The following is an 18,767-nucleotide window of genomic DNA, read 5'->3' on the forward strand; positions in this document are numbered from 1 at the left end:
TCATATTTTATTTAAAACTTATTGCTATCATCTGATGACCGTTAACTTCTGGCACTACAAACTCGACTCGGTTACCCTTTATTTCAAAAGCCAACGGTTTACCTTCAGGCACGCATACTACTTCTTTTACTTCTTTAGGTACTTTTATGGATACATTAATATTGTACAGCGGTATAACGTCTTCTATTATGTCAATGTCCTGACTTCTCCGCTCAGGTATATAATGGAGCAAATGCAGCACCCAGCGGTTTTGTTCTGCCTGTTCATTTAGCGTGACAAACATGGTAGTAGGTCCGCTGTGTCTCACGACTGGATCAGGCAGAAGCATATTCAGGGCATTGACGAGAAGCTGCTTACACCAGCGGGGAGCATTTTGATTGTACTGAGTAAAAATCGGGTGCATAAAGTAAATAGCTCGGCCGTTTTTTAATATACCAGGATAACCTATTTTTCCTGAAGAAGGTGTGTGTTTATGGGAGCAGAAATGTTCCCATGTCCTGTTGAAATACGGTACAACGGTGTATGCCAGTACTTCTGTGCCTTGCTCCGCTTCTACCTCCAATCCCCTCATGTACATGACGTGTTCTGTTTTTGGCAATCCCCTGCCTATCTCTCCCTCTGGAAGTATAAAGTCAGGGCTGTACGGCGCTTCACCCTTTAGCTTTATACCTAGTGATTTTATAGAGAAGGCGCTTTTGTCTTCATTTAAACCTGATTCAAATGATGCTATGATTGCGCCGCCGTCAGCTACATATTTGTCCAGTTTCTCAGCAAATTCTTGGGACACAGGTATATTGTCTGGTAATATCAGCACCTTATATCTTGAAAAATCGCTCTTTGAGTCGATGATATCAAATTGATAGCCTGCTTCTTCCAGCATGCGATTTGCTCCCATGATGGCAGGGGGCAAACCTCCTACATCAGCCCCGTAGAATTCTTCAGGGGTAAAAACACCGATGTCGGTTATAGCTCTGGCGCCCACGCACCAGGGTTCTTTCTTTTCTACCTGAGAGTAGACAGAGCCTATAAGGTCATAGACCGCCTCGGACAACTTCCCGTTAGGCTCCAGCTGGTCACCGATCATGCATTTAGCATTTAGTGCCAGCATTCGGAAGCATTCGTATTCCAGTGCCGCTTTGTTTTTAAAGGAATGAAAATCGCCCCATGAGGTGTGAAACTTACCTGTTATGCCGACGCAATCGAGACCCAGGTTTCTGGCGTAACGGACGGTTATTGGGAAATCCAAATATCCCCATCCTCCGCTGGGTAAACTTTCTAGTTCAAAGTGGGTATAAGCATCTACCACCGGTCTGTGAACCGGTCCTATATGGCCTCTGTTGTAAAAAATGGTGCAGTCTTTATTATACTGTCTTATAAAATTAGTCATATCCTTCATAAATTCATTTATAAGCATCTGGCCATATTTTGTTCTGTCTTTCAGGTCAGAAGGATTCAGACCGGCTTTTTTCATGCCTTCACGGCAATATTTACAGGCGCAGGGTACGGGTGATACTATATCAAAAAATAATCCATCCACAGGCAGCGTCTCTAGCACTTCTTTCGTTATGGCTTTTAGAAGATCTCTATATGGAGAGTTTACGCACAATCTGCGGTAAAAACCCGGTTCAAAGGTGGAATTTCCAAAGGGGCGTCCATTGCCATCCACAGCCAGCCATTCAGGATGTTCCTCGGCTGTATATTGATCCCATTGAACTGTTATGTAAATGGGGACCCTGATGCCATGCCTGTGGCACGCCTCGATCTGTTCCTTGAGGAGGTTTTTGTTTACCAGATGGGGATGTACCCTCTCGGGGAAGGCTTTGGAATCATAATACAACATGCCGTGATGGCATCTTGCAAAACACGTTATGGAGTTTACCCTGGCTTTTTCAAGGGTAGTAGCGAATTCTTCGGGGTCAAATTTTGCTCCGATATCATATATGTCGGGACTGGTGTGAAAATCCAGATTTACTTCTCTAAAAGGTAATTCAAATTTTTTATTCATTTTAAAAAATTCCCCCTTTAATGTAAACTTGATGAGTTGAATTTTGATAGCAGCGGAACGATCGAATCTTTTGATACCAACTGAACTTTTACCATAGCGGCTTTATGGCGAAGCTGTACTGATATCTCCCAGGCTTAACCTGGTATTGTTCATGTATGCACTTGCTCCAGCCGTTATCACCGCCAAGCCCAGAGTGAATGTGGTCTATGTTGAGATAAATTTCGTCTCTAGGTTTAAGTTCTATAGTATGTTTTGCTTTTGCATAGTCTTCCACGCTGTTGCGGTGCACGTCAAAGTGCAGCAAATTAAAGCCCTCTATTATTATTCCTTTGCCGGTTTGATCGGTTAGAGATAACCACCTTACATCCTCTTTCCCTCCGCATTCCACCGGTACAATATACGGAAAGTGTTGCTGGTCTACAGTGCTTTCATACAGCCCTACATGGGCGCTCAATTTGCGGTCTGGGTAATTTTCGTGAGGCCCTCTTCCAAACCACTTCAGGCGATCAAATTTAGCTGGAAGTGTAAATGTCACGCCGATTCGTGGCAAAATCGGGAGATTTTTACTTGCATCTACGGCATTCTCTATGACTATTGTGCCATCGCTATAAATGGTGTACCTCATGAGGCTCATGATGCCGTCATTCAGGCCATCGGTACACAGGTAAGAAGTTACTTCAACGTGTGCCCGATTTTCATTTGCTTTATAGCACTCTACCTTTTCAACTTTTCTAACCAATCTGTCCAGCCCGGCAGCATACCAATCTTCGGCTATGGATGAGGCTCCTCCCGTAGCTTCATCGATACCCGTAGGAGCTCTAAAATAATTTTCCCGTGCACCCGAGTTAATGATATTTTCTCCGTTCAATCGGTATGAAACTATGATGCCATGGATTTTATCAAAGCTAACTGTAAAATCCTCTCCCTGGATTTCATAATGAAGTTCGTCCTCGGTGATATTCAACTTTTTCGAGGTACAGGGCGCGTAAAAAACGGTCGGCTTTTTATATGGCGCCTTAAGAGGCAGCACAAACTGTTCGCTGTATATCTCGTAGCCTTTATCTGCCCATGGCATATCCCTATTCAAACAAAACGACAGATTTACGAAATATTCTGCTCCTGGTTTGGCAGCGGGCAGATCAAACGGCACTATCAATTCTCCGCTTCCTTCTGGCGGGATATCTGGGGGTTCTATAACTCCACTCTGGATTTCAATGCCATTTTCAGTGACCTGCCACTTTATATAAAGGTGCTTGAGATCGCTGTCAATATACTTATTGTAAACCACAAACCTGCCCTTTAAGACATCCAGGTCTTTGACCTGGACGGGAGCTTGGATTTTTTTGATTTCGTAGGCACCTGGTTTGGGAGTGAGGTCGGGCAGTACTACGCCATTTAAGCACATATCCTTTACCGGATCCACCACAGGTTCGCCAAAATCCCCACCGTATGCCCAGTACTTTGTGCCATCTTCGGTGTATTTGGTTATGGCTTTATCGATCCAGTCCCATACGAATCCACCTTGAAAGCGAGGGTATTTGTCTACATAATCCCAAAAATCCTTAAAGTTTCCATTGCTGTTGCTTTTGGAATAAGCATATTCACACATGACCATCGGACGCCTGTCTTTGGTATCGGCCATAACATCAGCTACCCAGGACAGAGGTGGGTACATAGGCGCTCTTATATCCGAAATAGCAGGACCTGGATCTCCGCTTTCATACTGAACCAATCTGTAAGGGTCGTAGGCCCTTATCCATCCCGCCATGGCTGCATGGTTCATTCCCGCACCGGATTCATTTCCCAGTGACCAGAACAGGATTGATGGATGGTTCTTGTCCCTCAACACCATTCTCATGGCTCTGTCCAGATAGGCGCAAGCCCATTCTGGGTCCTTGGACAGTTGCCCCTGAATGCCGTGGGTTTCAAGGTTGGTTTCGTCTACCAGGTAGATTCCGAGCTCATCGCACAGATCATACCAGATAGGGCTATTGGGGTAATGACTGGTTCTAACAGCATTGAAATTTAGACGCTTCATGGCTATGATTTCCTGGCGCATGCGCTCTTCTGTCAACGCTCTGCCATTTTCAGGATGATGTTCATGGCGATCAACGCCTCTTATTATAAGCCTCTTGCCATTTAATTTGATGACACCGTCTTCGGAAATCTCTATTCTCCTAAATCCCACTCTGCAGCTTTCAAAGTCCACTTCATTGCCCTCTGGGTCTACCAGTGCAAACACCAGGGTATAGAGATTGGGATTTTCGGCTGTCCACTTTAGGGGAGATTTTACGCCGGCAGTTAAAAGGGCTGCGCCAGCCTCTGGAGTAAACTCTCGCCTGTCGTACATAGGGGTTTCCGATGATATTTTTGCTTCAAAAGCAGGTATTACCTCATCTCCCGAAGGACCAAAAAGCCTAGCCCTTACTCTGTAATTCTCATATCCTTTGACCTTGTTTACATAACAGTATGCAACTAGCTTTCCATCCTGGTACAGGTCATCCAGGAGTGCAAACACCTTGAAATCCCTTATGTGCACCCTTGGTTTGCTGTACAGAATCACCGAACGCTGTATACCTGATAAATGCCAGTAGTCCTGGTCTTCAAGATATGAGCCATCACACCACCTCATCACCTGAACGGCCAGCGTATTGGTGCCTATCCTCACATAATCGGTTATATTAAACTCTGCGCTCAGCTTGCTATCCTGTGAATATCCTACCATCTCACCATTTACCCAGAGATAAAAAGCGGATTCTACTGATTCAAAATTTATAAATATCTCCCTTCCACTCCAATTTTCAGGGACAATAAATCTGGTTACATAACACCCCGTGGGATTATCTTTTGGTACAAAAGGTGGATTTAGATCACGATTGTCCTGGCTGAATGGGTAAATTACATTCGTGTATATGGGATAGCCAAAACCCTGAAGTTCCCAGTTTCCTGGTACGACGATATCATCCCACCCTGACGTATCATAGTCTTCTTTGTAAAAACCTTCAGGCACATCTTCTGGGCTATTCACCAGCTTAAATTTCCATGTACCGTCCAGCACTGATACATATTTAGAGATCTTTCTGTTGCAGGTAATAGCGTCCGCAAGGCTGGAATATGCACCCCATGGGGAGTGCATCGGTTCGCGATTTATATGTAAAACGTGCTGGTCTTCCCAGTGATTTTTCTTTAATTTACTGCTGTAGCTATTCATAGGCAATCCTCCATTAACCGTTGATGCCAAATTATAGTATTGTATAAATCCTTATTATCCCTTTTTTATAGTAGAATTTTTTATGCGCTCGCTGAGCATCTGATAATACAGATCTTCGTCTATTGGCAGCTCCACCCAATCATCAGTCCATGTTGAGAGAAGCATGGCATTTGATATGGAGAGACTTTTAATTCCTTCTTCACCCGGGGCTATAAGCGGTGTGCCTTTTTGAATGGCCTCCACGAAATTTCGAGTAATGCCGGGATGCCATGATGGTTTTCCGTTTATAGGTATCTCGCATTTCCAGCATTCTGGCTCGCCGAACCCGCCTTTGTACCTGGCGTTAAACTCTCTCTCGGATTCTCGTAGCCGCCAGAAGGTCAATTTATCGTCTTCTATGACTATTTTTCCTCTATCGCCGGCGACCTCTAATCTGTTGGTCCCTGGAGTTTCACCTGTAGTCGTCACGAATACTCCGGTTGCTCCATTGGGATACTCTACAAAAGCCGTCACATCGTCTTCCACTTCAATGTTATGGTATTTGCCAAAATAACAAAAAGCCCTTACCCTTTTGGGCATTCCGCATATCCACTGCCATAAATCCAGGTTATGAGGGCACTGGTTCAGCAAAACCCCGCCACCTTCACCGCTCCACGTAGCGCGCCATGATCCAGAATCATAATAGCTCTGTGAGCGGTACCAGTTGGTTATAATCCAATTTGTCCGCTTGATTTCACCCAATTCACCGGAGTCTATGAGGTCTTTTAATTTCTGGTAGAGCGGGTGTGTACGCCACATAAACATGATGGCAAAAACCTTGCCACTCTTTTTGGCTACTTCATTCATTTCTCTTACCTGCTTTGTATATACTCCTGCAGGCTTTTCAACTAACACGTGCATTCCCTTTTGAAATGCCTGAATAGCCAGAGGAGGATGAGAATAGTGCGGCGTTGCAATTATAACTGCATCTACGCCTGAGTTAGCAAAAAAGGCATCGTCATCATCGAACAATTTGATCTTGTCGCCGTATTTTGATTTTACCCATTCCAATCTTTTTGGATCGATATCACATACCGCCGTGAGTTCAGCACCTGGTACTTCACCGTTCATAAGGTATGTGGTGTGGCCACTGCCCATGTTGCCTATCCCTATGATTCCAATTTTTACTTTTTCCATTTATATCCCCCTTTTTTATCTAAAATTTAAATTTTGTTTATAACATTATAAATATAATTCTACATTTAGGTTAATAATCCTCTCTCTTTTAAATTTTTATGAATATTATTATAGTATGATGTTAGAGATATTGAAATGACATGCTCTTTTCTAATAAGCGAGAATTTTTGAAGTCAAAAAGGATTCTCGCTTTTTTTGTCGAACATTATAAACATGTGATAAAATTTTTAAAGGAGATTTGTATATGATACCTCTAATGGACACTGTCCCCCACAGAAAAAAGCCTTTTGTTACATGGATAATTATTATTGTTAATTTTCTGGTTTTTTTATTTCAGATTTCGTTACCTTCAAATATTTTGGAAATGTTTGTGTATGGCTTTGGTTTTGTTCCTCTAAAATTAACAAATTTGTGGCGTGAAGGCTTGCGGCTTGAAATATTGTTTTTTTCATGGCCTCTTATTACAAGTATGTTTCTTCATGGAAGCTGGTTACATCTGATCGGCAATATGTGGAGTTTATGGCTATTTGGCGATAATGTTGAAGACAGGGTGGGGCATCTTCGTTTTTTGGTTTTTTATCTTTTAAGCGGGATTATAGCTTCTTTAACTCATTATATTTTTAATGAATATTCATCTGTTCCAACTATTGGAGCTTCAGGAGCTATTGCCGGGGTTATGGGAGCGTATTTTGTCATGTTTCCACTAGCTCGCATTATAACTATTATCCCGTTTCTTTGGGTGCCGCTTTTTGTGCAGATCCCGGCCATTTTCTTTATCGGTTTTTGGTTTGTTTCGCAGTTTTTTTCCGGGCTTTTCTCTCTTTTAGGGCCAGCATTTGGAGGCGGTATTGCCTGGTGGGCACATATAGGTGGTTTTATCTTTGGGATAATAGCGATTCCTTTTTTTAGAAAGTTTTAATCAAGAATGTTAATTTTTTATCTCAATATTTCTAAGTACTTTTGGGAGGGAGAGTAGAAACAATTGGAGGGAAAAGATATACTTAAAAAGCTGAGCGACCTGAATGGCGTTTCAGGAAGTGAATTTATTTTGCATGATGTTTTAGAAGAAATCTTTAAGGAATATTCAGATGAGGTTAAAAGAGGCAAGATGGGGGATTTTGTGGCAGTCAAAAAGGGTGAAGGAGAAGAAAGATTAAAAATAATGTTGACTGCCCATGCCGATGAAATTGGGCTCATGGTGACTGATATAGATGATAGAGGATTTGTGCACTTTACAAATGTAGGTGGAGTTGATGCAAAAACATTGCCAGCCCAGGAGGTTATAATTCACGGCAAAGAAGATGTATTTGGGGTTATAGGTGCAAAACCACCCCATGTATTGACTGAGAAGGATAGAAAAAAGTCTATAAAAATAGATGAAATGGTTATAGACTGTGGAATGGAAAAGGACGAATTAAAAAAGATAATAAGTATAGGTGATTTTATTACTATAAATAGAAAGTCAATTGACCTATTAGGTGATTTTATAACCGGCAAAGCTCTAGATAACCGTGTAGGGATAATGGTTTTATATGAGTGCGCTAAAAACTTAAAAAATTTAAGACATATAGCTGATGTTTATTTTGCAGCAACAACTCAAGAGGAAAGAGGACTTGTAGGAGTTAGGACTACAACGTATGAGATAAATCCTGATATAGGGATAGTTGTAGATGTAACCTTAGGAGATAAATATGCAAATCCTGATATTCAGGTTGAATGTGGAAAGGGAGTAGAAATAACAGTAGGACCTAATATTCACCCGGAACTTTCTGAAAGGCTGATTAAAGTGGCGGATGAGTATAGTATACCGTATACAATAGATGTTGCAGCAGGTCCGACTGGTACAGAAACATGGAATGTTCAAATAAGCAGAGAAGGCGTTCCAACCCTTCTAATTTCAGTCCCTATAAAATATATGCATACATCCACAGAGGTTGTAAATTACAAAGATGTAATAAGAGCAGGAAGGCTTTTAGCATTATTTATTTCTTCATTGAAGAATTGGGGTGAAATTTATGCTTAAAAAACTTACAGATGCCTTTGGCGTATCAGGATATGAGAAGGAAGTCAGAGATGTTATAAAGGATGAGGTGAAGGATTCAGGCGAAGTTTTTGTAGATAAACTTGGGAACTTAATCGTTCATAAAAAAGGAAATGGCAAAAAAGTTATGCTTGCAGCCCATATGGATGAGGTTGGATTTATTGTAACAGCTATAAAGGATGATGGAAGAATAAAATTTGCGCCGGTAGGTGGAATTGACGCGAGAATATTGGTTTCCAAAAGGGTTGTTTTCGGTAGGGCAAAGGTCAAGGGAGTAATTGGATATAAGCCTATACATCTTCAAAGTGAAGGTGAAAGAAATGATCCAGTAAATGTTAAGGATCTTTTTATCGACATAGGCGCAACAAGTAAGGATGAGGTTTTAAAAAGTATTAAACCTGGAGATTATGCTACATTTGAAAGCGAATATGTTGAAATGGGAAAATACATAAAAGCAAAAGCACTGGATGATAGAGTTGGATGTGCTATATTAATCGATATTTTAAAGGAAAACTATAATCTTGACTTATACTGTGTGTTTACGGTTCAAGAGGAAGTAGGACTGAGGGGTGCAACTGTTGCTGCATATAAGATTGAACCGGAAATAGGACTTGTTATTGAAGGGACGACCTGTGCCGATTTTGTTAAGGATGACAAGGATTTTGTAACTGAAACAGGAAAGGGTCCTGCAATTTCTGTCATGGACTCGTCATCAATTACAAACGAAAAGCTTTTAAATAGGATTTTAAAAGTAGCAGAAGAGAATGGTATTCCCTATCAAATAAGAAGGGGTAATGTGGGTGGAAATGATGCAGGGGCTATCCATAAGACCAAATCAGGGATAATTACAGCCAGCATTTCAGTTCCCACAAGATATATTCACTCGCCAATCAGCATGGTCCATAAGGATGACTATGAATACACATTAAAGCTTGTTAAGAAAGTATTAGAAAGCATTGAAGGGGAGGAATTGTAATGGAACTTTTAAAAAGCTTGACTTCAATTTACGGACCATCAGGTAGAGAAGATAAAATTGCCGAATTTATAATGGAAACTATAAAGCCATATGTAGATGAAATAAGTAAAGATGCATTAGGCAATGTAATTGCGGTTAAAAAGGGAAGTGGTCAAAAAAAGCTTATGCTTACAGCTCATATGGATCAGATTGGTGTTATGGTAACTTTTATTGACGATGATGGGTACTTAAGATTTACGAACATAGGTGGTCTAAATCCATATTCACTGCTTTTTAAGCGCGTGGTTTTTAAGAATGGAGTGGAAGGAATAATCTCAAAGGAACAAAAGGCTGAGATAAAAGAATTAGCTTTAAAGGATCTTTACATTGATATAGGGGCAAATTGTAAAGATGAGGCAAAAAAGAAGGTTAATATCGGAGATTTTGGAGTGTTTAAATCTGATTTTCAAGATTTGGGGCAAAGACTTATCAGTGCAGCCTTTGATGATAGAGTAGGTTGCTATGTTTTAATAGAAGCTGCAAAAAGAATAAAGAACATAAACTGTGATGTTTATTTTGTTTTCACAGTTCAGGAAGAAGTTGGCTTAAGGGGTGCCAGGACTTCTGCTTATTCAATAGAACCTGATGCTGCTATTGCAATTGATGTTACAGGAACAGGAGATATACCAAATTGCAACAGGATGGCGGTCAAATTGGGAGATGGTGTTGCTATTAAAATAATGGATAGGGGCTTTATAGTTCATCCAAAGATAAAGGAATTTTTAACAAGCGTTGCAGAAAAGAATAACATTAAATATCAATACGAGATTTTAGAAATGGGAACAACAGATGCAGCAGAAATCCATGTTTCAAAGACAGGAGTTCCATCTGGGGTTATATCAGTTCCATCGAGATATGTTCACTCCCATAGTGAGATGGTTGATAAAAATGATGTGGAGGCAGCTATAAATTTACTGGTTCACGCCATTGAGGAGTTTTAAGTAGATTACAAGGGGGCTAAAAATATGACTTTTGATGAACTCTATAAAAAAGCGAAATCTGTAATAAATCCACGTAAACTTTCGGAATATGCTGAGGCCGGTGGAGTCGGTGCTGCTATTCTTTCAGAAAGTGGAAATGTATATACAGGTGTGTGCATTGATACCGCATGTTCTATGGGCTTTTGTGCTGAACACGCTGCCGCAGCTGCGATGATAACTGCAGGCGAAAGTCGTGTATTAAAAATGATTGCTGTAGGGTGGGATGGCCATATTATGCCACCATGTGGTCGTTGTCGCGAATTTATAAGTCAGATTAACGACCAGAATTTAGATGCTGAAGTGATGGTTGGAGAAAATAAAATAGTAACCCTCAGAGAACTTTTACCGTATGATTGGCGGCAATAATAAAGTGTTGTAAAAATTGTTGCAAAATGGCTAAACTTTTTCAGATTAATTGTTGAAATCTGTCAAAATACATAAGCGCTCCCATATAATCCTGGTAATATGGTCCAGGAGTCTCTACCGGATAACCGTAAAGTTGGGGTATATAGATATTTTGGCCTAAGTCAATATATTCTGTTATAGATTTTGTAGGGCTGGGAATAATAATCATAAATAAGACTCCTTTTGGTAAGGTTACACTTATGTGTTGCCTTACCTTTTATTTTTGTCTATTAACACTCTCATTCATAAGCCATGGTTTATACTTATTTTTTTACAAGCCATATTAATACATTTAATACTAAAACAATAATAAAAATATATAACAGGTTAATTGTAAAATTAAATACGACACCAAAAAACATCACCTTGTACTTTTAAACACCTTACACCTTATGAAAGAGGTAAAATTTGTGCTCTTTTAAAAGAAGGATTCTCACCAACTCAAATCGCTAAAAAACTTGGCCGTCATCGCAGCACCATTTACCGCGAAATAAAACGTGGCACCACAACTCAATGCCGTACAGATCTAACTACGTATGAAGCATACTTCCTAGAAACTGGCCAGGCGGTATATGAGAAGAATCGCTCTTTCTGTGGCCGAAAAAGTAAGATCCTCCAGGTTGAATCCTTCCTCCAATATGCTGAGCAAAAGATACTTCAAGACAAAAGTCCGCAATATAGACCTTTTCATAAAAACCAGACGTAAACCCAAGAAGAATTCTTTGAGAAAACACAAGCGCCTTTTTGGCAAGAGTATTAGCGAGCGGCCTGATAGCATTGAAAAGCGTGAGGAGTTCGGCCATTGGGGAATCGACACTGTTCTCGGAAGACGCTCTAATGACCATGCTCTGCTGATCCTAACAGAGAGGAAAACTCATTATCATCTGCTCCTCCCATTGGCAAGCAAAACTGCTGAGGCAGTGGATGAGGCATTAAAGCGGCTAAAAAGCCAGTATGGTCTTATGTTTTCTCGGGTGTTTAAGAGCATCACTGCGGATAACGGTAGTGAGTTTGCCAATCTAAATGTCCACGGGATTGATATTTACTATACTCACCCTTACTCTGCCTGGGAACGAGCCACTAATAATGAGCGGCACAATGGCCTAGTAAGGCGGTTGATTCCTAAGGGGACAGCTATTAGTGAATTGTCGCTTTCACAAATTGGGCGGGTACAGGATTGGTGTAATACCTTGCCAAGAAAAATCCTTGGTTACCGCCAGCCAGCAGAGCTTTTCTTCCGGGAAATAGAACGGCTAACTTCTGAGTTTCAAAATTCATGATCGCGAAATCCAATATCATTCGGGTTTCCAAAAAATGTGTCGCATTTAATATTGCAATTTAAGGAAAAATTTTCTATTTAACAAACCGTTTTCCTATTGACATAAAAAAGTATTGTGTTATAATATTATTAACATAATTTATTAATATCATTAATTAATTATGTTAATAATATTTTTTACAGGTAATTGTAAAATAAGGTAAAAAGAAAAAACAAAGAGGTATCAATATCAAATTAGATACTGATGATAATGGTTTTAAAGGAAAGATTCATGTCATTAAAGTAAGAGAATTTAAAATCTGGAAAATTTAGAAGGGTTACGGATTCTGGAGAAGTCACAAAAAAGTTTTTTGGTTCTTTAGAAAATTAAGTGTGTTACAAACAAGCAATGAGTATTAGGGATAGATAGAATTTTTTGAAGAAAGATGACACAAAACATAGATTCAATGCTAAAGTCCCTATGATCAATAGGAAAGTAATAATGGTCGTAGAAAGAAGAAGGGATGATTTCAGAGAAATCAATGAAAGAATCAAAGAGTTCGATAAACTTAGGTTTATCATCTTCGAAGAAAGATTTAACATCGTCATAAATGTCGCAAAGAGAAATTTGTTTAAAGTTGGTTTTCATAGGATTCCCTCCGATCTTATGATAAGAATTGCTGTATATTAAATTAGACAAAAGTGGGGGAAATCCTTTGAAAATATAACGCGAAACCTCAATATTTTAGAGCTTTTTGGGGTTTCGTAATAATCTAATAAAATAAATTATTAAAGGGGGTTCTATGTTGAAAAGGGTAAAGTTTATTTCTGTTACTGTAGCCATTTTACTGATTATTTCTAGCTTGTCAGCCGGATGTTCAAACGCAAAAACAACAAGTGGTAGTAATAATTTAAAAGGCTCTAAAATTGCAACTTTCGGCAGATTAGGTAGTTGGCCTAAACCGCCTTTATATCAAGGAAACTATTTTTCTTCAGGTGGAGTTGGATGGCCTGTACAAGCAGCAGTCTTTGAGGGATTATATGAATTTATTAGAGTGAGTAATCGTTTATATCCAAGGTTAGCCACAGCACTGCCAGAAAATAAGGGAAATGAATCAATAATACATTTGAGAAAAGGTGTTAAATGGAATGATGGAAAACCTTTTACCAGCAAAGATATATGGGCATTTTATATTTTAAATAATGGTACATTTATTACAAGATTTTTGAATTCTATAGAGATTCCAGATGATTATACAGTGATTTTTAAGTGGGCAGATCCGCAACCAAATGAAGAAATAAAAAATATGCTTATAGCTCAGGATACCCAAGGTACTATTCCCTATCATATTTTTTCAAAATACGTTGATAAAGCAAATGAAATATTATCTCGTTTACCAACTACAAATGATCTTGATAAGAGAGGACCATTTACTAAGTTAATAGATGATAAAGCCAGTGCAGAATTGAATGAGAATTGGAATGCATTTATCAAGTATAAATTAAAATATCCAATAGGGACAGGACCATTCATGGTAAAGACAGTTACATCTGCACAACTGATTATGGAAAAAAATCCTTATTATTATAATAAAGATAAGGTAAAATTTGATAGAATAAAGCTCTATCAAACAGATCAAGCTGGTGGATTGGCACTCATACAATCAGGCAAAATAGCACAAACTGATTATAGCCCAACAAAAGATATAATGGAGACGATCCTCAGAAAGAACAAAGATATGGTTTTCTATAAAATGAAAGACGAAGCAGATTTGGGTGTGATATTTAACATAAAAATGAAACCTTTTGATGATGTAAATTTCAGAAGGGCGGTACAATATATAGCAGATAGAAAAAAAATAAGAGATGCTGCAAATTGGGCCGCTACAGTTGGAGATATTTCTGTAATAGGTATGCCACTTAATCTGATGAATTGGATAAATGATGACGTAAGAAAGAAAATGACTAAATTTATTTATGATCCTGATAAGGCAGCTGCATTGTTGCAACAAGATGGTTGGCAAAAAGGCAGTGATGGTATATGGAGAGATAAAAATGGGAAAATATATAATCTATCAATTGGAGCACCATCTTCGTTTGGAATGGCAGTAAATGCTAGTGAAATATTAGCTGAACAGTTTACAGCATTTGGGCTTCCAACAAAACTTTCAGCTGTTGATGATAGCATTTACTATACAAATGCACGAAGGCCTAATAATAAATATCATATGTCAACAGATTGGATAGATGTAACTTGGAATTTTTTGCATCCTTGGTTTGCATTGTCAGAATTCTGGCGAGGTGCGCAAGCTAGTTATGCGAATTTCCCAATAGTAACAAAGAAAGGTAAAGATTATGGTAAACTTGATATGAAATTACCGGGGCCAGATGGCAAAATTATAGATATTAATGAGACAATAGATAAATTGCTTTATATGAATGATGAGGATATGAGAAAAGCTGTAAGTGCGCTTGCATGGATAGCAAATGAAAATGCCTTCGGACTCGATTACTTTTTAAATTCATCGTCAATATTTATAAATAAAGCAATTATTGATGAAAATACACTCCCGATGCATAATTTATTTTCAAAATATAATAGAGATATGCCATTACCGACAAATCCTGTTGATGAAGAAGCTGTATACGAACTTAATTATGGCTTTGATGGTGGTATGCTTTTATTGGTAAATGGAACATGGAAACCTGGGGAAAAAGCCTATAATGACAAATAATTAATATCTTGGTTCTATAATAAATGTTGTAGTGGATAAAAATCTAACATAAAAATAGCGCACTTATTCTGAATGCCTGCTATAATAGAAGTGAATAAACAAAATCCGTTAAAAGAAGGCATCAGAATAAGTGCATACAAATTATGTCATAGAAATACAGAGAAACTTAGCACAAAGCCCCGCCACTTGTGGCGGGGAGTAGTCAACTTTATGGGAAGTTGGAATAGTTATATATAGCTATTTAGTAGCAATAAATGAGGATTAAATAATAATTAACAAATAAAAAAATATAATATGTTTTTTTGAATATAAAGTTGTATTATATTATTAAGTAAGGAATATAACTTAAAAGATAATAGTGTGAGTGATAAAAGCTTCGTATTACGCTAAAAAATGAAAAAAGGGATGTTGTAAGAAGATGAAAAATTATAGAGGAAAGGTATATATGCATAACAATACATCAATACCATCTATAGACGATAGTACATTTTTTGACCTGGCTAATCCTAAAATGATAGGTAACAAGAACAAGGCTTCTATCATACGCTTAGTACGGGCTAAAGGCCCCATATCTAGAGCTGACATAGCACGTCAGTTAAACTTAAGTCCGCCCGCAGTTTCTAACAACATAAATGCATTATTAGAAGCGGGTATTATCAAAGAAGTGGGAACTTACGATTCTAGTGTAGGAAGAAAACCTGTACTGCTTTGTTTTAATTCGACATTTGGTTACGTTTTAGGAATTGACATTGGTGAATACAAGATACATTGTGGAGTTGCAAATCTGGATGGTGACATAATTGATTTTAATGAGGTTCCTACTATGGCGAATGAGGGTGGTGAGTCTGTACTTAACAGAGTACATAACGTAATACTTTCTATGTTAGAAAGAAATAAGATAAATAATGATAAGATACTGGCAGCAGGTATAGGTTCACCCGGTATAAAGAATGTAAATACAGGTACGAACATTTTAGCACCTTTTATAAAATCGTGGGACCAAATAAATCTTAAGAACCGGATGGAAGAGAAATTTAAGTTTCCATTTATCGTTGAGAACGACGTTGATATGAGTATAATAGGGGAATATTGGAAGGGTGCAGGGCGAAATTATGAAAATATGGCCTATATAAAATTAGGAGACGGGGTTGCAGCACGCTTTATATTAAACGGTCGTCTTTATAGAGGTGTTAACTTTGCAGCAGGAGAAATAGGTTTTATGTTACCTGATAAAGAACTGATTCAAGATAAGTTTTGCGAACAAGGGGCACTAGAGAGACTTATATGCAATGACGCAATAGCTAATACTTATAAAAACAAGTATGAGCAATTAAAAGGTCAAAAATTTCCAGATGAAGATATAAGCATTAGTGATGTTTTGAAAAGATGGGAAAAAGGAGACGATATTGCCAATTCAATTGTAGAGGATATAAAAATATATTTAGGTATAGCTCTCATAAATATAATTTCAATCTTAAATCCTGAAGTAATTATATTAGGAGGGCAATTAAGTGATGTCCCCCAAAAATTTATAGTTTCTTTGAAAGATATGCTGAGCAAGCACGTTTTGTTTATACCGGAAATAATTCCCGCCCAATTAGGTAATAATGCCGGCGTAATAGGTGCTATAGCTGTAGCATTGGCCAAAGCCGAAAAGTTATTATCTTCATTTTGGGAGTAAATTCAAACATCGTGGAGGGGAGAATCATGTATTATGAAAAAGGAATTTGATATATTTACCATAGCAGATTTATGTGCTGATGTAATATTAATAAGTAGATCTATAGAACCAGAGTTTGGACAAAAGGAGAAATTTGTAGACGATTATATTGTAGAATTGGGCGGTTCATGTAGTATATTTGCAAGTCAAGCTGCTAAATTAGGCCTAAAAACTGCAATAATAGGAAATGTGGGGAACGATATTTTTGGCAATCTGATAGTAAAAAAATTAAATGATGCCGGAGTCAATATAAGGTATATCAATCGAAGAGATGATATAAAGACCAGTATAAGTGCAATATTATGTAAAGAGAATGATAGGGCTATACTGACTTATAATGGTTCTATAGATACTGTTACTATTGAGGATATACCATGGAATGTCTTGTTTAATTGTAGACATCTACATATAGGGAGTTATTATTTATTAAAGAGAATACAACCTTATATGCCGTATATAGTTAAACAAGCTAAAGAACATCAATTGTCTGTAAGCCTTGATGTAAACTGGGATCCAGAGGAAAAGTGGACTACAGGACTAAATGAAGTATTTCCATATATTGACATTTTCTTCCCTAACGAAGAAGAGGCCAAGGCAATTACCGGAAAATCAGATGTTATGGAAGCAATAGAAGAATTATCTACTTTGGTACCTATTGTAGTTGTTAAACAAGGCAGAAAAGGCGCTACTGCCCAGCAGGATAAACATAGATTTTATTGTCCACCATTAGAAGTAAAAACTGTTGATGCAGTTGGAGCAGGAGACAGTTTTGATGCGGGTTTTATATATGGATATTTAAGTGGGTTACCTCTAGAAGAATGTCTTAAAATTGCCAATATATGTGGTAGCCTTAACACCACAATGCCTGGAGGTATTGCTGGTCAGCCTGATATTATAACGTTAAAAAAGTACTATAAACTAAAAGATATTAAAGAGAATATAAATTAAGAACAAAATGAGGGGGTTTTTATAATAGTTAAAATAACTTTTATGGGGGCTGGAAGCACCATATTTGCAAAAAATGTTTTAGGTGATGTTATTTTAAATCCTGCCCTTAAAGGTGTTGAAATCGCTCTTTATGACATTGATCCTCAAAGGCTTAAAGACTCAGAAATGATGCTTAAAAACATAAATGAAAACTATAAAGGTGAAGCCAAAATAACAGCATAAGAATTTGCTGACGATATGGCTGAGGTTTGTCCTGATGCACTTTTTATTAACTATACTAATCCTTTGGCTATCCTAACAGGGGCATTGATTAGATTTGGTGTGAAGACGGTGGGACTCTGTCACAGTGTTCAACAATGTATTCCTGGATTATTGACACCATTAGGGATGAGTACTGAAAATGTACAGTGGAAAATAGCCGGAATAAACCATCAGTGGTGGCTTTTAGAGATAACGAGGGACGGTAAAGACCTATATCCTGAAATCAAAGAGAAGGCTTTTAATAGACCGACGCCTCACGATGATATGGTGCGTTATGAGATAATGAAACAGTTTGGCTATTATGTAACGGAATCCAGCGAACATAGCTCAGAGTATGTGCCATGGTTTATAAAAAGTACACATCCTGAACTCATAGAAAAATTTAATATTCCCTTAGACGAATATCCCAGAAGGTGTGTTAATCAAATACAACAGTGGGAAGACTCTCCTTATAAATAGACAGTTGAAAAAATAAAACTGTTTACAGAAAGGAGAGCATATCAAAAATTCCCGGGTTTTATTTTTTTGTATTTTTTATAATTTTGAAAATATACCCAAAAAACTTGACGCGGTAGACTATGGCTTTAGCTATGGGGAGGAACACCTATTTTTAACTTTCAAGAAAAAATGGAGCCAGTGAAATACCGGCGACAGCTATTTTTCTTTTACTTTGCATTTTGAAGGACAACACCATCCTTTTTGTGTTACCCCCATATGTTAACTGCTCCTCGGTAGAAGAATGGTAGAAATTCGACTTTTTATTGTTTTCGAGAATTTTAAGAATCCGCTTAATAAGGACATTGTGTGATAAAATGGAACTGCAAACCCGATAACCGTAAATTATCCGTCTATGGGTGAGAAAAACAGAGGATTAAAGAAAATGAAAGGCATTATTGTCCTTGATTAAATTAGAGGATTTTAGGAAGAACCGGCGGGAATCCTCTCCAATTCATTGAAGAGATGAAAGCCGGAATTCAGCGGGCAAAGAGAATATGTGCTAAAATATAAGCAG

At 38.1% G+C, this 18,767-nt stretch carries 14 protein-coding genes, 1 pseudogene and 1 riboswitch; of the genes and pseudogenes, 12 read left to right on the top strand and 3 right to left on the bottom strand.

Features of this window, described 5'->3' with window-relative positions:
• Window positions 1-7: 7 nt before the first annotated feature.
• The 3 genes from BUB87_RS07530 to BUB87_RS07540 all read right to left on the bottom strand — a co-directional run bounded on the left by BUB87_RS07530 (window position 8) and on the right by BUB87_RS07540 (window position 6,392).
• Window positions 8-2,005 (bottom strand): beta-galactosidase trimerization domain-containing protein, encoded by a 1,998-nt coding sequence (locus BUB87_RS07530; protein WP_073343567.1) that lies wholly within the window; start codon window positions 2,003-2,005, stop codon window positions 8-10.
• 88 nt (window positions 2,006-2,093) lie between these two features.
• Window positions 2,094-5,216, bottom strand: a complete 3,123-nt coding sequence (locus BUB87_RS07535; protein ID WP_073343571.1) for a beta-galactosidase, LacZ type — start codon at window positions 5,214-5,216, stop codon at window positions 2,094-2,096.
• 54 nt (window positions 5,217-5,270) lie between these two features.
• Window positions 5,271-6,392 carry a Gfo/Idh/MocA family protein gene (locus BUB87_RS07540; protein WP_073343574.1) on the bottom strand — a complete coding sequence of 374 codons (1,122 nt, stop codon included), beginning with the start codon at window positions 6,390-6,392 and terminating at the stop codon, window positions 5,271-5,273.
• Window positions 6,393-6,636: 244 nt separating this feature from the next.
• On the opposite strand from BUB87_RS07540, the gene BUB87_RS07545 reads away from it, so the two are divergent.
• The 12 genes and pseudogenes from BUB87_RS07545 to BUB87_RS07600 all read left to right on the top strand — a co-directional run bounded on the left by BUB87_RS07545 (window position 6,637) and on the right by BUB87_RS07600 (window position 18,214).
• Complete coding sequence (locus BUB87_RS07545) at window positions 6,637-7,311, top strand: rhomboid family intramembrane serine protease (protein WP_073343576.1); 675 nt, start codon at window positions 6,637-6,639, stop codon at window positions 7,309-7,311.
• Window positions 7,312-7,374: 63 nt separating this feature from the next.
• A complete protein-coding gene (locus tag BUB87_RS07550) occupies window positions 7,375-8,415 on the top strand; it encodes a M28 family peptidase (RefSeq protein ID WP_073343579.1) in 1,041 nt (346 codons plus the stop codon).
• Window positions 8,408-9,409 (top strand): M42 family metallopeptidase, encoded by a 1,002-nt coding sequence (locus tag BUB87_RS07555; protein ID WP_073343582.1) that lies wholly within the window; start codon window positions 8,408-8,410, stop codon window positions 9,407-9,409. The genes BUB87_RS07550 and BUB87_RS07555 overlap by 8 nt, the downstream gene beginning before the upstream one ends.
• Window positions 9,409-10,389: a M42 family metallopeptidase gene (locus tag BUB87_RS07560; RefSeq protein WP_073343585.1), complete on the top strand. Its 981-nt coding sequence runs from the start codon at window positions 9,409-9,411 to the stop codon at window positions 10,387-10,389. The genes BUB87_RS07555 and BUB87_RS07560 overlap by 1 nt, the downstream gene beginning before the upstream one ends.
• A gap of 24 nt (window positions 10,390-10,413) precedes the next feature.
• Window positions 10,414-10,794: a cytidine deaminase family protein gene (locus tag BUB87_RS07565; protein WP_073343588.1), complete on the top strand. Its 381-nt coding sequence runs from the start codon at window positions 10,414-10,416 to the stop codon at window positions 10,792-10,794.
• 61 nt (window positions 10,795-10,855) lie between these two features.
• A riboswitch (purine riboswitch) is annotated at window positions 10,856-10,956 on the top strand.
• Between the two features lie 220 nt (window positions 10,957-11,176).
• Window positions 11,177-12,113, top strand: a pseudogene (locus tag BUB87_RS07570) (IS30 family transposase).
• 414 nt (window positions 12,114-12,527) lie between these two features.
• Window positions 12,528-12,782, top strand: a complete 255-nt coding sequence (locus BUB87_RS14375) for a hypothetical protein (RefSeq protein WP_159432380.1) — start codon at window positions 12,528-12,530, stop codon at window positions 12,780-12,782.
• A gap of 115 nt (window positions 12,783-12,897) precedes the next feature.
• Window positions 12,898-14,826 (top strand): ABC transporter substrate-binding protein, encoded by a 1,929-nt coding sequence (locus tag BUB87_RS07580; RefSeq protein WP_073343592.1) that lies wholly within the window; start codon window positions 12,898-12,900, stop codon window positions 14,824-14,826.
• Window positions 14,827-15,244: 418 nt separating this feature from the next.
• Window positions 15,245-16,507, top strand: a complete 1,263-nt coding sequence (locus BUB87_RS07585) for an ROK family transcriptional regulator (protein ID WP_073343594.1) — start codon at window positions 15,245-15,247, stop codon at window positions 16,505-16,507.
• Window positions 16,508-16,540: 33 nt separating this feature from the next.
• Window positions 16,541-17,494 carry a carbohydrate kinase family protein gene (locus BUB87_RS07590; RefSeq protein ID WP_073343597.1) on the top strand — a complete coding sequence of 318 codons (954 nt, stop codon included), beginning with the start codon at window positions 16,541-16,543 and terminating at the stop codon, window positions 17,492-17,494.
• Between the two features lie 42 nt (window positions 17,495-17,536).
• Window positions 17,537-17,716, top strand: a complete 180-nt coding sequence (locus BUB87_RS15185) for a family 4 glycosyl hydrolase (RefSeq protein WP_073343600.1) — start codon at window positions 17,537-17,539, stop codon at window positions 17,714-17,716.
• Between the two features lie 15 nt (window positions 17,717-17,731).
• Window positions 17,732-18,214, top strand: a complete 483-nt coding sequence (locus BUB87_RS07600; protein ID WP_073343603.1) for a family 4 glycosyl hydrolase — start codon at window positions 17,732-17,734, stop codon at window positions 18,212-18,214.
• Window positions 18,215-18,767: the final 553 nt, after the last annotated feature.

It is taken from the genome of Caldanaerobius fijiensis DSM 17918 (assembly GCF_900129075.1).
Taxonomy (GTDB): Bacteria; Bacillota; Thermoanaerobacteria; order Thermoanaerobacterales; family Caldanaerobiaceae; genus Caldanaerobius; species Caldanaerobius fijiensis.

Excerpts from the sequence above, each read along its gene's own strand:
- BUB87_RS07590 (WP_073343597.1), top strand. The coding sequence starts at position 16,541 with ATGAAAAAGGAATTTGATATATTTACCATAGCAGATTTATGTGCTGAT.
- BUB87_RS15185 (WP_073343600.1), top strand. The coding sequence starts at position 17,537 with ATGGGGGCTGGAAGCACCATATTTGCAAAAAATGTTTTAGGTGATGTT.
- BUB87_RS07535 (WP_073343571.1), bottom strand. The coding sequence starts at position 5,216 with ATGAATAGCTACAGCAGTAAATTAAAGAAAAATCACTGGGAAGACCAG.
- BUB87_RS07540 (WP_073343574.1), bottom strand. The coding sequence starts at position 6,392 with ATGGAAAAAGTAAAAATTGGAATCATAGGGATAGGCAACATGGGCAGT.
- BUB87_RS07555 (WP_073343582.1), top strand. The coding sequence starts at position 8,408 with ATGCTTAAAAAACTTACAGATGCCTTTGGCGTATCAGGATATGAGAAG.
- BUB87_RS07545 (WP_073343576.1), top strand. The coding sequence starts at position 6,637 with ATGATACCTCTAATGGACACTGTCCCCCACAGAAAAAAGCCTTTTGTT.
- BUB87_RS07600 (WP_073343603.1), top strand. The coding sequence starts at position 17,732 with ATGGCTGAGGTTTGTCCTGATGCACTTTTTATTAACTATACTAATCCT.
- BUB87_RS07565 (WP_073343588.1), top strand. The coding sequence starts at position 10,414 with ATGACTTTTGATGAACTCTATAAAAAAGCGAAATCTGTAATAAATCCA.
- BUB87_RS07585 (WP_073343594.1), top strand. The coding sequence starts at position 15,245 with ATGAAAAATTATAGAGGAAAGGTATATATGCATAACAATACATCAATA.
- BUB87_RS07530 (WP_073343567.1), bottom strand. The coding sequence starts at position 2,005 with ATGAATAAAAAATTTGAATTACCTTTTAGAGAAGTAAATCTGGATTTT.
- BUB87_RS07560 (WP_073343585.1), top strand. The coding sequence starts at position 9,409 with ATGGAACTTTTAAAAAGCTTGACTTCAATTTACGGACCATCAGGTAGA.